15 protein-coding genes and 1 pseudogene are annotated in these 12,514 nt (G+C 64.0%); 11 read left to right on the top strand and 5 right to left on the bottom strand.

Annotated elements, in window-relative coordinates:
• Window positions 1–20 precede the first annotated feature (20 nt).
• A complete protein-coding gene (locus DIE12_RS12690; RefSeq protein ID WP_124551265.1) occupies window positions 21–875 on the bottom strand; it encodes a fumarylacetoacetate hydrolase family protein in 855 nt (284 codons plus the stop codon).
• 120 nt (window positions 876–995) lie between these two features.
• Here DIE12_RS12690 and DIE12_RS12685 point away from each other — a divergent pair, with 120 nt between their 5' ends.
• The 4 genes from DIE12_RS12685 to DIE12_RS12670 all read left to right on the top strand — a co-directional run bounded on the left by DIE12_RS12685 (window position 996) and on the right by DIE12_RS12670 (window position 4,076).
• On the top strand, window positions 996–1,577 hold the full coding sequence (locus DIE12_RS12685) for an amino acid synthesis family protein (RefSeq protein WP_124551264.1): 582 nt from the start codon (window positions 996–998) through the stop codon (window positions 1,575–1,577).
• Window positions 1,578–1,711: 134 nt separating this feature from the next.
• Window positions 1,712–2,821 (top strand): alcohol dehydrogenase catalytic domain-containing protein, encoded by a 1,110-nt coding sequence (locus tag DIE12_RS12680; protein ID WP_124551263.1) that lies wholly within the window; start codon window positions 1,712–1,714, stop codon window positions 2,819–2,821.
• Window positions 2,822–3,147: 326 nt separating this feature from the next.
• Entirely contained in the window at window positions 3,148–3,438 is a 291-nt protein-coding gene (locus tag DIE12_RS38620) for a cupin domain-containing protein (RefSeq protein ID WP_260429022.1), read from the top strand.
• 44 nt (window positions 3,439–3,482) lie between these two features.
• Window positions 3,483–4,076: a malonic semialdehyde reductase gene (locus DIE12_RS12670; protein ID WP_124494236.1), complete on the top strand. Its 594-nt coding sequence runs from the start codon at window positions 3,483–3,485 to the stop codon at window positions 4,074–4,076.
• A gap of 172 nt (window positions 4,077–4,248) precedes the next feature.
• On the opposite strand, the gene DIE12_RS12665 is transcribed toward DIE12_RS12670, so the two are convergent.
• Window positions 4,249–5,199, bottom strand: coding sequence for a LysR substrate-binding domain-containing protein (locus tag DIE12_RS12665; RefSeq protein ID WP_124494157.1), 951 nt, complete (start codon window positions 5,197–5,199; stop codon window positions 4,249–4,251).
• A gap of 130 nt (window positions 5,200–5,329) precedes the next feature.
• On the opposite strand from DIE12_RS12665, the gene DIE12_RS12660 reads away from it, so the two are divergent.
• The 6 genes from DIE12_RS12660 to DIE12_RS12635 all read left to right on the top strand — a co-directional run bounded on the left by DIE12_RS12660 (window position 5,330) and on the right by DIE12_RS12635 (window position 10,289).
• Window positions 5,330–6,517 (top strand): acyl-CoA dehydrogenase, encoded by a 1,188-nt coding sequence (locus tag DIE12_RS12660; RefSeq protein ID WP_124494156.1) that lies wholly within the window; start codon window positions 5,330–5,332, stop codon window positions 6,515–6,517.
• A gap of 6 nt (window positions 6,518–6,523) precedes the next feature.
• On the top strand, window positions 6,524–7,762 hold the full coding sequence (locus tag DIE12_RS12655) for a CaiB/BaiF CoA-transferase family protein (protein WP_124551261.1): 1,239 nt from the start codon (window positions 6,524–6,526) through the stop codon (window positions 7,760–7,762).
• Window positions 7,763–7,820: 58 nt separating this feature from the next.
• Window positions 7,821–8,033 (top strand): hypothetical protein, encoded by a 213-nt coding sequence (locus DIE12_RS12650; RefSeq protein WP_234745145.1) that lies wholly within the window; start codon window positions 7,821–7,823, stop codon window positions 8,031–8,033.
• A gap of 237 nt (window positions 8,034–8,270) precedes the next feature.
• A complete protein-coding gene (locus tag DIE12_RS12645) occupies window positions 8,271–8,576 on the top strand; it encodes a hypothetical protein (protein WP_124551260.1) in 306 nt (101 codons plus the stop codon).
• A gap of 111 nt (window positions 8,577–8,687) precedes the next feature.
• Window positions 8,688–8,855, top strand: coding sequence for a hypothetical protein (locus DIE12_RS38065; RefSeq protein WP_185641242.1), 168 nt, complete (start codon window positions 8,688–8,690; stop codon window positions 8,853–8,855).
• Window positions 8,856–9,659: 804 nt separating this feature from the next.
• A complete protein-coding gene (locus DIE12_RS12635; RefSeq protein ID WP_260427876.1) occupies window positions 9,660–10,289 on the top strand; it encodes a GNAT family N-acetyltransferase in 630 nt (209 codons plus the stop codon).
• Between the two features lie 21 nt (window positions 10,290–10,310).
• On the opposite strand, the pseudogene DIE12_RS38940 reads toward DIE12_RS12635, so the two are convergent.
• Window positions 10,311–10,638, bottom strand: a pseudogene (locus DIE12_RS38940) (VOC family protein).
• On the opposite strand from DIE12_RS38940, the gene DIE12_RS38615 reads away from it, so the two are divergent.
• Window positions 10,588–10,710: a hypothetical protein gene (locus DIE12_RS38615; protein WP_260427875.1), complete on the top strand. Its 123-nt coding sequence runs from the start codon at window positions 10,588–10,590 to the stop codon at window positions 10,708–10,710. The pseudogene DIE12_RS38940 and the gene DIE12_RS38615 sit on opposite strands and share 51 nt — an antisense overlap.
• Before the next feature lie 330 nt (window positions 10,711–11,040).
• Here DIE12_RS38615 and DIE12_RS12625 read toward each other — a convergent pair whose 3' ends face one another.
• Entirely contained in the window at window positions 11,041–11,802 is a 762-nt protein-coding gene (locus DIE12_RS12625; protein WP_185500294.1) for a hypothetical protein, read from the bottom strand.
• Between the two features lie 52 nt (window positions 11,803–11,854).
• Window positions 11,855–12,466 (bottom strand): acyl-homoserine-lactone synthase, encoded by a 612-nt coding sequence (locus tag DIE12_RS12620; RefSeq protein WP_124488193.1) that lies wholly within the window; start codon window positions 12,464–12,466, stop codon window positions 11,855–11,857.
• Between the last annotated feature and the right edge of the window lie 48 nt (window positions 12,467–12,514).

Raw genomic sequence — 12,514 nt, 5'->3', positions numbered from 1 at the left:
CCTGATTGTTCGAGTATCGCTCACGCTTCGTCGGCCACCGGGTTCGACAGCGTGCCGATTCCCGGAATCACCACGTCGAAGGTGTCACCGGGCTTCAGGAATACCGGCGGCTGGCGCTTGAAGCCGATCCCGCTCGGGGTGCCGGTCGCGAGGATGTCGCCCGGCTGCCAGTCGAGCGCCTGCGATACGTATGCGATCAGGGCCGGAATGTCGAAGGCGAGGTCGGACAGCTTGCCGATCTGCATCTGTTCGCCATTCAACAGGCCGTGTACCGAGAGTTCGCGGTAGTCCGGAATTTCGTCGGCCGTGACGAGCCACGGGCCGAGCGCGCCGGTGTCGCGGAAATTCTTGCCCATCCCGTACTGGTGCGTATGGAATTGCCAATCACGCACGCTGGCGTCGTTGAAGCACGTATAGCCGGCAACGTGGCTCATCGCGTCTTCCGGTGCGATATGCGAACCGCCGCGGCCGATCACGACCGCGAGTTCGGCCTCGAAATCGAAATTGTCTGAAATGGTCGGACGAATCAGCGGCGCACCGTGCGGCAACAGGGTTTCCGCGTACCGATGGAAGATGACGGGGTACTTGCCGACCGTGCGCCCGGCTTCCGCTGCGTGCGCGACATAGTTGATGCCGACGCAGATGATCTTGTTCGGGCGTGGAATGACCGGCTCGAGCTCGACATCGGCCAACGGGAAATCCGCGGTCGCGGCCGCGGCGACGAGCCGGCGTGCTTCGTCCAGTGCCGCGTCATCCGCGAGCAGTGAAGCGAGATCGGCCAGCGCCGGCATGCGCGACGCGAGATCGACGATCCCTTGTTCCTTGATTGCACCGAAAGCGGCCTTGCCGGCCCGGCGATACGACACGAGTTTCATTGCTCCTCCGTTTGGGCATAAAACATGTTTTTATGCATATTACATCGGAATGGATATAATGCAAGCACGGGAGTACAAACTGGCTCCCGGCGATCCGAACAATTTTCGTGGAGCAGAAAGATGCCGCTGGTCAATGTCAGAAAGATCAAGCTCGATGTGGAGGAGGTCTGGCACGAAGGGGGAGAGCGCGTGCGCGAGCCGCTGCGGGTTGCGGTCGCGACTGCCGTCGTCGCGAATCCGTATGCGGGGCGGTACGAGCCCGACCTGCTGCCGTTCATGCAGGCGCTGCGCGAACTCGGGCATGACCTCTCGTCACGCCTCGTGGCGCTGCTCGGCGGCGCGGAGAACGTCCAGGCGTACGGAAAGGGCGCGATCGTCGGCGAGGATGGCGAACTCGAGCATGGTGCCGTATGGCACGAAGCCGGCGGCTGGGCGATGCGGGAATCGCTGGGCCAGCCGAAAGCAATGGTGCCGTCGGCCAAGACGATCGGCGGCGTTGGTGCGCGCCTGATGGTGCCGCTGGGCCATATTCAGGCGTCTTATGTCCGCAGTCACTATGGCACGTGCGAGGTGACCGTCTGGGATGGCCCGCGCCGCAACGAGATCGCGTTCGCACTCGCGATGGCGACGGGCGGGCGCGTGCATGCGCGACTGGGCGGCCTCGCGGCGTCGGACGTCAAGGGTCTCGACGGCCTGCGATGAAGTTCAGGCGGAATCTGAGTTTTTATGCATAAAAATTGATATCATGCATTTAGCTTGGCTTGAGTCGCAGACAGATGACCGGGCCAGTGAATGTGTGTTGCGAATACACGAAGAGTGACAGACAGGAGACAGACATGACGAAGATGATGCGAGCAGCACGGATGCACGATGTCGGCGCACCGATGGTGGTGGAGGACATCCCGGTGCCGTCGCCGCGGCCGACCGACGTGCTGGTGAGAGTCAAGGCATGCGGGATCGTGCCCAACCTCGGCAACGTGCTGAGCAACTGGCAGAAATGGTTTCCCCACCTGCCGCTGCCCCGACTGCCGGCGATTTTCGGTCTCGACGCGACGGGCGTGATCGAGGAGGTTGGCAGTCAGGTCCATGCGTTCAACGTGGGGGACCGCGTCTATGTGAATCCGGCGCGCTATTGCGGCGGTTGCCGCGCGTGCCGCTCGGGTGATACCACGGCCTGTCCGTACTACACATTCAACGGCTATTTCGGGTTCAGCCAGCGATCGCAGGCCATCTTCGACGACTATCCGTACGGCGGGCTGTGCGAGTTCATGACCGCGCCGCAATACAGCCTGGTCAAGATACCCGACAACCTGAGCCATGAGACCGCGGCGCGGTTCGGCTATCTCGGCACCGCCTATCGTGCGCTGAAGAAGGCGGAAGTCGGGCCGAGCAGCACGATCCTGGTCAACGGCATCAGCGGGACGCTCGGCATCGGGGTTGCACTGTTCGGGCTCGCAATGGGGGCGCGGAAGATTCTCGGCACCGCACGCAACAAGGAATTGCTGCAGCGCGTGAAGGCGATTGCGCCGGATCGCATCGAGGTCCTGGCGCTCGATGACGAGCCGGTCGACGCATGGGCGGCGCGCATCACGCGCGGGGAAGGCGTCGATGCGGTGATCGATGCGCTCGGGCCGGGCGCACCGCATACGACGCTGCAGGAGTCGCTGAAGACGCTGCGACGTGGCGGTCATCTCGTCAATGTCGGCGCGGTCGCCGGCGACGTGCCGGTCAATCTTCACTACATGATGGACAACGACCAGCGCCTGAGCGGCTCCGCGTGGTTCACGGCTGGGCAAGGACAGGAAATGGCGGACATGGTCGAATCCGGCGTCGTCGACCTGTCGGTCTTCGAACACTGCACGTTCAAGCTGGAGGACATCAATGTCGCGCTGGGCGGGATCGAGAATCGCAATGGCGGCTTCAGCAACTACGTGATCTGTCCGTAAAGCACATCGGCGACACTTCCGCGTCACATCGGCGCCGGGGTGTCGTCGGCCGAAAGCGTTTCCTTACAGCGAGGCAACTCATGCACATTCGACGCGTGGTGACCGGCCGTGATCCGCACGGCCGGTCCGTCGTGATTTCCGATGGCCCGACACCCCGAACTGTCCTGTTCGGCACCATTCCCGGACATGCATTCGCACAGGTGTGGACGACCGCGGCATCTCCGTCGATGGCGACGACGGCCGATCCGACGGTCGGAAAAGACACCCTGATTCCGCCGGCCGGCGCGACCAGTCTCCTGGTCGTCACCTTTCCGCCGGATCAGGTCATGGCGGCTCCGCAGTTCGATCCGGCAGCGGCGGCAAACGAATGTGCCGCGCGCATGCCGGATCTCGCGGCGACGTTCGAGCCCGACCATCCAGGCATGCATGCGACCGAAACGGTCGACTATGCGATCGTGCTGTCGGGCGAGATCTGGCTGGAACTCGATGACGGGCAGGCGACGCGGCTCGGGCCGATGGATGTCGTCGTACAGAATGGCACGCGTCATGCATGGCGCAACTACGGGAACAGCCCGGCGACCGTGGCGTTCTTCATGGTCGGTGCGACGCGCACGTGATGCGCGCGCATGGCCTTTCGATGGTCGATCTGGAGGAAAACGGTATGAACGAGCCGCTCGATACCCGCGCGCGCCAGCAGTTATTTACCGACGCACGCAGCCAGAACGCGTGGCTGGACCAGGCGGTGCCCGATGCGGTGCTGCGTGACCTGTACGAACTGACCCGGTGGGGTCCGACGAGCATGAACTGCTCGCCGATGCGCGTCGTGTTCGTGCGGTCGCCGCCGGCGCGCGAAAGGCTGTTGTCGGCGGTTTCTCCGGGGAACGTCGAGAAAGTGCGTACCGCGCCGGTCGTTGCGATCATTGCGCAGGATGTGGCGTTCTACACGCAGCTCGACAAGCTGTTTCCGCATCGGCCGGGCGCAGCGAAGATATTCATCGAGCAACCGGAGCTGGCACGCGACACATGCTTTCGCAACAGCTCGCTGCAGGGTGGCTATTTCATCATGGCGGCGCGCACGCTCGGTCTCGACTGCGGGCCGCTGTCGGGATTCGACGCGGCCAGAGTCGATCAGCTGTTCTTCGAAGGCACGGCACTGCGCGTGAACTTTCTTTGCTGCCTCGGGTATGGCGATTCGGGCGGACTTTTTCCCCGCAGCCCGCGGCTCGATTTCGACGAGGCGTGCGAGATTCTATAGGTAGTCGGCGCGGCGACCGGTTATCCGGCGCCGCGTTTGCTCATGCGATCGACACCATCGCGGTAGTAGCGTGCAGCGCATATCGTGCCGGGCGCGGCGGCGAGGCCGGTCAGTCACCCATGCGCTTCAGTTGACGCGCACACTCGCGAAACGCCGTTTCGATCAGATGCAGTCACGGTGCGGGCCGGTGATGTCGCGCGCCGCGTGATTGAGCCATGTGCGCAATGTTCTCGTTGTATCGTCGCGCTTCGCCGCACAGCCATTCCCGAAACGCCGACAGCGTCGAGCTTTCCGCCTTGGCTTCCGGGTAGATCAGGAAGTACGCATTCCCGGTCGGATGTTCGTAGCGACCGACCTGAACCAGCGTCCCGCGCGATAGTTCGTCCTCGACGAGCAGGCGAGGAATCAATGCGATTCCGATTCCGCTCGACGCCGCTTCGGCCAGCATCGAGAACAGTTCATAACGCGGTCCGGACAGGTCGCCTTCCATTTCGAGTCCTTGCGCCGCGAACCATTCGCGCCATGCGTACGGTCGCGTACTTTGCTGCAGCAACCGATAGCGCCGCCAGTCCGCCCGAGTCGGCTGGATGCGCGACGCGACCAGCTTCGGGCTGGCGACCGCGATCACGCTTTCCTGCATCAGCAAATCGCCGGCCGTACCGGGCCACGGCGCGGGGCCTGCGTGGAGCGACGCGTCGAACCCTGTCGCATCGAACATGAACGGACGCGGCATGGCGGTCAGATTGACGGTGATGTCCGGATGCGTATCGATGAACGCCGGCATGCGCGGCAGCAGCCAACGGGTTGCGAAGGTCGGCACGGCCGCGAGCTCCAGGGTACCGCCTTTGCCGCCCGTCGCCATCATCTCCAGCGCGTCGTATTCGATCTGATCGAGTCTCGATGCCACACGGCGGCTATACGCCGCACCGGCTTCGGTCAGTGTCACGCCGCGTCGGGTGCGCCGAAACAGCTTCACGCCAAGAAATTCCTCGAGCACACCGATCTGACGACAGATCGCACTTTGCGTGACGGCGAGCTCGTCCGCCGCTTTCGTGAAGCTCTGGTGGCGAGCGGCGGACTCGAATGCGGACAAAGCCGTTGTGGAGGGGATCGTGCGGCGCATGATGCGTGTCCAGGTGAGTAATGAAATTAACGAGTGAGATTTTTGCACATGTCGGTGCAAACAAATCGTTTGTTTTGACGATACATGGCGAATAAAGTTGGCGTAACACCTTCACGCGGGCGATCAACAAATGACCAATGCACACAAATCGAATTCGTTTCAATGGGACGACCCGCTGCTGATGGACCAGCAGCTTGGCGAGGAGGAGCGCATGGTGCGCGATTCCGCGCACGCGTACTGTCAGGAGCGGCTGGCGCCGCGCGTTCTGGATGCGTTTCGTCGCGAGCAGACCGATCGGGCGATCTTTCGCGAATTGGGCGAGCTGGGCCTGCTCGGCATCACGATTCCGGACACCTATGGCGGCGCGGGGAGCAACTACGTCAGCTATGGCCTCGTCGCGCGCGAGGTCGAACGTGTGGATTCCGGCTATCGCTCGATGATGAGCGTGCAATCGTCCCTCGTGATGGTGCCGATCCATGCATTCGGCAACGAAGCGACTCGCCAGAAATACTTGCCCAAGCTGGCATCGGGGGAACTGGTCGGCTGCTTCGGCCTGACCGAGCCGAATCACGGTTCCGATCCGGGCGGCATGGCGGCGCGCGCGCGGAAGGTCGACGGCGGCTATCGCCTGACGGGCAGCAAGATGTGGATCACGAACAGCCCGATCGCGGACGTCTTCGTCGTCTGGGCGAAGGACGACGAGGGCGCGATTCGTGGCTTCGTGCTGGAGAAGGGCTGGAAGGGTTTGTCGGCGCCGGCGATTCACGGCAAGGTCGGGCTGCGTGCGTCGATCACCGGCGAGATCGTGATGGACGATGTGTTCTGTCCGGAGGAGAACGCGTTTCCGGACGTCCGCGGCCTTAAGGGGCCGTTCACCTGCCTGAACAGCGCGCGCTACGGTATCGCGTGGGGTGCGCTCGGCGCTGCCGAGGATTGCTGGCATCGCGCTCGGCAGTACGTGCTCGATCGCAAACAGTTCGGCCGGCCGCTTGCCGCGAATCAACTGATCCAGAAGAAGCTTGCCGACATGCAGACCGAGATCGCGCTCGGTCTGCAAGGTTGCCTGAGGCTCGGCCGGATGAAGGACGAAGGCACGGCGGCCGTCGAGATCACGTCGATCATGAAGCGCAACTCATGCGGCAAGGCGCTCGACATTGCGCGGGTCGCGCGGGACATGTTGGGCGGAAACGGGATCAGCGACGAATTCGGCATCGCACGGCACCTCGTGAATCTTGAAGTCGTGAACACGTATGAGGGTACGCACGACATCCATGCGCTGATTCTCGGCCGGGCGATTACCGGCATTGCCGCATTCTGAGCCGCCATGGAAACGATCCCACAGCAAGGCGCATTGGCCGGCCTCCGCGTACTCGATCTGTCGCGGGTGCTGGCCGGACCGTGGGCCGGCCAGCTTCTCGCCGATCTCGGCGCCGATGTCGTCAAGGTCGAGCGGCCGCGGACGGGCGACGACACGCGGGCGTGGGGCCCGCCGTGGCTGCTCGACGCGGACGGGCAGTCGACGGGCGAATCGGCATACTACTTGAGCGCCAATCGCAACAAACGCTCGATCGCGGTCGATCTGAGCCGGCCGGACGGCCAGTCGCTAGTTCGGCAACTCGCGCAGCAGGCCGATATCGTGCTCGAGAATTTCAAGGCCGGTGGCCTTGCGCAGTACGGGCTGGATTACGCGACGCTCAGCGCCGAGAACCCGCGCCTGATCTACTGCTCGATTACCGGGTTCGGGCAGACGGGTCCGTATGCGTCACGTGCTGGCTACGACTTCCTGATACAAGGGATGGGCGGCCTGATGAGCGTGACGGGGCGCGCAGACGGCACGGAAGGTGCCGGTCCGGTGAAGGTCGGCGTCGCGCTGACCGACGTGATGACGGGGCTGTATGCGACGGTTGCCGTGCTGGCCGCCGTTGCCCATCGTGAGCGCACGGGGCGTGGACAACATATCGACCTGGCGCTGCTCGACGTGCAGATCGCCGCGCTCGCGAACCAGGCGGCCAATTACCTGGTCGGTGGCATCGTGCCGCACCGGATGGGGAACGCGCATCCGAACATCGTGCCCTACCAGGATTTTCCGACGGCCGATGGTCATATGATCATCGCGGTCGGCAACGACCGCCAGTTCACCAGCCTGTGTGCGGTGCTCGGTCAGCCGCAATGGGCGAGCGATGCACGTTTCGCGACGAATCCTTTACGCGTACAGCATCGCGACGAACTGGTCGCGCTGATTGGCGCAGTGACCACGTGCCGGTCGACCGACGAGTGGGTCATCGCGATGGAGGAGGCGGGCGTGCCCTGCGGGCCGATCAATGGGCTCGACCGGGTATTTGCGGACGAACAGGTCAAGGCGCGCGGCATTCGTATCGAGATGCCGCATGCATCGGCCGGCAGCGTGCCGCTCGTGGCGAATCCGATCCGAATGTCCGATTCGCCAGTCCAGTATCTCCGCCCGCCGCCGCGGCTCGGCGAACAGACCGACGAGATCCTGGGCGCATGGCTGGGACTGAGTCACGACGAGATCGACGCATTGCACGAGCGAAAAATCATCTGACATCATGATTTCGATATGCGATCCTTCACTGGGCTGGGAGGCAATCTGCGAGGCACGGATGGTTGCCGCTGCTACCGCGAACGCGGACGATGCTTCGGTATGGAGATGGTTTGCGGCGATGCTCGAAGAACGGCGGATCCGCTGGCGCTTCATGTTCAACGCGTGGGTTGTTCATGTCGACCGGAAGGAAGTCGCGATCGAATCGAGCTTCTATGAGGCGATCCGATCCGCCAAGTATGAATCGGAAGAGCTTGGCCTTGGCGCACTTTAGTATGAGTTGGATTGCCGCCGCGCCGAATATGGGTAGGATCGTGGGTAGGAAGCCATTTGCGATCGCGGGAGTCTTACCTGCCGGGCCTATGCAAGGGATGGTTGGAATCGGCTGCCTTCCGCCCGGAGCTTCCGAGGCGTTCCTTGGATGGCCTGCAACTTCCGCAAGTTATTGATTCGTCATGTTTCTTGACGCCGACGTCTCTTCGCGTTTCAGCTATTCACATATGGTTTCTGCGTGAATTCGTGGGTAGAGGAATGGGTAGGGCTGCTCCGGGAGCGCAGCGGCACACTGGATACGCTACAGGACAAGGAAAAGCACGATCTCTCTTCGCGGTTTCGAGTTCCGCGAAGGAAGTCGAAGCAGGGTGTGCTCAAATGGCCGAGCACGCTGATGGTCCTGCCGGATGCGTTGTCGAACGGAAAACTGGAACCGACGCGGACGCTGGCGGCGTCGATCGCACTGGGTTGCTGTCGGTTCTGTATGAGTCCGTGGATCATCTGCGTATTCGACGACGATGCAGGCAATCGCTTCGTCTCGTAGTTGGCCGCAGCATTGGCCAGGCAGACGCCGCATCGGATGCTGACGGGCAGGTTTTCGCCTGCATACGACGCTAGCATCGTACGTCTTGCGGGTCATCCGGACACGTTATCGTTGATCTCGCAGCCGTCGACCGGAGCGGGCTCCGCGCCGCGGCTCTTCGAGGTTCGCGCCGACGCGTTCATCGGCAATTCGGCTTTGCATGAAGAGGTATTCGGCCCAGCAGCCGTCGTCGTGCGGGTTCAGTCGATCGCGCAGGTGGCGGTCGTGCAGGGCACCTGACGGTCACGCTGTGGGGCGCGGCCGCGGACACGCCGGACAATCGCGCGCTGTACGCGCAGCCGAGCGGATCGGTGGGCGAATCCTTTTCGCCGGTGTGCCGATCGGAGTGGTCGTCGCGCACGCTCAGCGTCACGGTGGTCCGTGGCCGACATCGGCCTGCCCGCGGACGACCTCGGTTGGTTATGCGGCGTGAATGCTTCTTGCGGCCGGTCACCCCTGCCTAGGTGATTGGAGCGCTATCTGCCACATCCGTCGCACGTGTCGCTGATTCAGGCGCTCAAGACCTACTTCGAATGGGTCGCTTGCGACTACACGTTCGAGCACGGCTGGCGGTATCGACGCAGCGTGACTCGGCGGAAACGCCGTCCCCACAGAGCTCCAGCCACTCGATTGACAATCGAGCGGGTATTGGGCGGCGCGAGCACACTTGCTTCACGACTGCTTATCTCCTTGTGCAGGGATACTTCCGACTGTCGGTCGTCTGTTGTGTAAGCGCGACACAAGGTGCTAAAAGCTGACGATGTGAGTCGGCGTAGGTTTTGGCGTAAGTCAGTCGATAGAAGTATTGTTAGATAAGGCCGATGCATTACTTCGAAGAGAACGAGTAATCGCGTTCGACGCGTGGGCGCCCGATCGGGCGTCGCGCTCATTCCGTGAACGCCGGACGGGACGATGCGTCCCGCTGCATTCGATTCCCGTCGCCGGTTCTCGCGACTGTCGCCGCTGGTTGCCGGCGCAGCTGACGAGCGCGATTGCTTCGTCCCTCCGCTTCGCCTTCGAGCTCGCTCCTGCGTTACGAGAACGGTGTACGCGGCCCGACGCACCCCATGCCTTCTGCACCTCCCGATCACGGTTGATCCGCCATTGAAGATAGAAACCGAACGTTTGACGTTGCGTCGCTGGCGGCCGGGCGATGCCGGTGCGCTGGTTGCGATGCACGCGGATCCCGATGTGACCGCGTGGCTGGCGCGTGGCCCGATGTCCTTCGATGAGGCGGAGGCCGTCATCGCACGCTTCGAAGCGCATTTCGACGCGCACGGTTTCGGTGTGTGGGCGATCGAGCGCCGTGCGGATGGCGCGCTGATCGGGCTCTGCGGGTTGTCGCGTGAAGTTCGTGACGAGCATCCGATGGCGCCGTGCGTCGAGATCATGTGGCGCCAGGCCCGCACATCGTGGGGGCATGGCCATGTCGCGGAAGCGGCCGCTGCGGTATTGGTCGACGGGTTCGGCCGCGTGGGGCTCGGCGAGATCTTTGCATGGACGGCTGCTGCCAACCAGCGATCGCAGCGTGTTGCGCAGCAACTCGGGATGGCGCGGCAACCGATGCGCGATTTCGAGCATCCTGCGTTGCCGCCGGGGCATGCGCTGCGACCGCATGTGGTGTTTGTCGCGCACGCAACTCCCGTTCGTCCGGATGACTACGTCGGCGCGTAACGCGCCCCGGGCACGCGGCCGTTAATGCCGCCTCGCGTTCTGCAGCACGATGCGGTAGCCGTCGGCGTCCTCGAACGTCTGTCCTGACGCATTCCAATATGGATTGAACGATGTCGCCCGCATGAAGCCGTGCGCGACTGCGCGTGCGTACGCGGCTTCCCATGCCGGGCGGTCGGGAAGATAGAAGACGATCAGGTCTTCGGGGCGGCGACGGGGCGACCGGATGCGCCGGACAGTGCGTGAATTCAAAGTGGTAATCGAGTCCTTCGCGTCCCAGTATCACGCCGGAGAAACCGTCGTGATCGTCGAAGCGCGCGAGCACTGCTGGCTCGAATGCGTCGCGGTACATGTGCTCGGTTCTGGCGAGGTCGGCGACGGGGCGCGCGATGCGCAGGTGGGCGTGCATGACGATGTCGGCTAGGGGGGGCGATTTGTCGATGCCGCCGGGCAGGCGCGGGCGCGCTGCTGGCAGGGGGGGGGGGCTTTGATGTGTCCCTGATAAATTATCGCAGACAAGAAAAAGCCCGCTACTGGAGCGGGCTGAATCCATGTTTGGAGACATGGAGGAGACGGATGTAACTTTAAGGGAAAACCCGAGGGATGGCAAGCCCTAGTTGCAATTGTGCAACGCAGCGCCGCCGGCTTTTCTGACCAGGCTGGTGCTGCACGCCATCCAGCTGTCGCGGGCGTTCCACCGTGTCGTGCCGAACAGCCGCCGCACCGTCGCGTATCCGCGGAGTCGCCGCCGGTCCTACATTGAGCCTGCCCGCGCGTGCGCGGCAAACGCGCCGAACCGCTCCTGCGCAACCGGCACCGCGTACTTGTTGCGCATTTCCGTCTCGATCCACGCGCAGGCCTCGCGCGCGCAGTCGGTCAGCGCATGCCGCGTCGCGTGTCCGTCGATGTCGTAGACGAAGCGCACGCCCACCTCGTCGTCGGCGACTTGCCGTTGCAGCTGATTGAGCTGCAGTTGCGGCCCGTGACGCTGCGACAGCGCGCGCAGCTCGTCGAAGTGATATTCGAGCCAGTCGGCAAAGAATAGCGCGTCGCTATGGCAGCGCAGACGGAACGCCGCACTACGCGACGGACGCTGCGCGCCGCCGCCGGCGGCCTGCGGCTCGCCGTTCGGCGCGATGGTCGCATCGACGGGCGCAAGCGGCTGCCCGGTCTGCCGGTACGGTTTGCGGTCGCGCAGTGCGTGCCACAGCAGTTCGTCGCCGGCGGCACCGGACGGCTGCATCGTCAGGTCGCGCCGGCCCTCGCCGACAGCGGCGACGTCGCGGATCACGAGGCGCAGCGAGCAGAGCGGCTCGTCCGCTACCAGCAGCGTCGCCGTGCGCGGGAGCCCGCACACGAGCGGCGCGGCGCCGGCGGCCCGGAACACGAGCCCGCGGCGATCGAGCCGCACGAGCGGCAGCGGCCGCGCAAACGTCGGGTAGGCGACTGCGACGCGGGCGCCGCCGGCGCCCGTCAACCCGGGCATCATCGCGCGAAAGACCTGAGACTGGTCCACGGTGGTTCTCCTTCGTTACGATGCCGCCCGGCCGGACTACGCGCGTTCCGGCTCAGGCGGCGATGGCTTGCCGGGCAGCCCGTCCCGGCTCGATTCCTAGTGCGGCAAACGTTTGCGGATCGATGTCGATCCAGCACGCGACAACCAGACGACCGTCCACCTGTTTCGGGGGACCTGCCCGGTGCGCGTGCACGCCGATCCGGCGGAACAGCCGCTCCATGCTCGCGAACGTCACGCCGATCAGCTGCCGCGCGCCCCGTTGCGCCGCGCATTCGACGACCGCGGCGAGCATCGGGCGGACGGCCCACTCGGCATTGCCGGGACCGCCTTCGTCGTCGCCGGTCGCCGCGAACCGCGACAGCTCCCAGACGGCAGCCGATTGCGGCAGTGCGACGTCCGCGGCGATCAGGTCGGCGAACAACGACTTCAGCAGATACGGGCGGGTGGTCGGCAACAGGCGCGCACATCCGCACACTTCGCCGCCGGCGTTTCTCGCGAACACGTAGACGGTATCGTCGCGATCGAACTGGTCGCGCTCGAAACATTCGTTCGCCGACGGGAGCGCCCAACCGAGCTGTTCGACGAACACATGGCGCCGATAGCGCCCGAGATCCGCTGCAAGTTCGTGTGGTAACCGCCCTTCATCGTGAACGAAGGTCCGCATGGTGTCCTCGGATCGGTACTTTGGTATGCCCGCATTACATCGCGCGTC

It is taken from the genome of Burkholderia sp. Bp9015, assembly GCF_003853505.1.
GTDB lineage: Bacteria > Pseudomonadota > Gammaproteobacteria > Burkholderiales > Burkholderiaceae > Burkholderia.
The sequence above is the reverse complement of the archived record's forward strand: the minus strand, read 5'-3'. Positions and strand labels throughout refer to the sequence as shown.

Bases quoted from the DNA above. Each gene is read 5' to 3' on its own strand.
- DIE12_RS12690 (WP_124551265.1), bottom strand. From the start codon at position 875: ATGAAACTCGTGTCGTATCGCCGGGCCGGCAAGGCCGCTTTCGGTGCA.
- DIE12_RS12685 (WP_124551264.1), top strand. From the start codon at position 996: ATGCCGCTGGTCAATGTCAGAAAGATCAAGCTCGATGTGGAGGAGGTC.
- DIE12_RS12680 (WP_124551263.1), top strand. From the start codon at position 1,712: ATGACGAAGATGATGCGAGCAGCACGGATGCACGATGTCGGCGCACCG.
- DIE12_RS38620 (WP_260429022.1), top strand. From the start codon at position 3,148: ATGGCGGCTCCGCAGTTCGATCCGGCAGCGGCGGCAAACGAATGTGCC.
- DIE12_RS12670 (WP_124494236.1), top strand. From the start codon at position 3,483: ATGAACGAGCCGCTCGATACCCGCGCGCGCCAGCAGTTATTTACCGAC.
- DIE12_RS12665 (WP_124494157.1), bottom strand. From the start codon at position 5,199: ATGCGCCGCACGATCCCCTCCACAACGGCTTTGTCCGCATTCGAGTCC.
- DIE12_RS12660 (WP_124494156.1), top strand. From the start codon at position 5,330: ATGACCAATGCACACAAATCGAATTCGTTTCAATGGGACGACCCGCTG.
- DIE12_RS12655 (WP_124551261.1), top strand. From the start codon at position 6,524: ATGGAAACGATCCCACAGCAAGGCGCATTGGCCGGCCTCCGCGTACTC.
- DIE12_RS12650 (WP_234745145.1), top strand. From the start codon at position 7,821: ATGGTTGCCGCTGCTACCGCGAACGCGGACGATGCTTCGGTATGGAGA.
- DIE12_RS12620 (WP_124488193.1), bottom strand. From the start codon at position 12,466: ATGCGGACCTTCGTTCACGATGAAGGGCGGTTACCACACGAACTTGCA.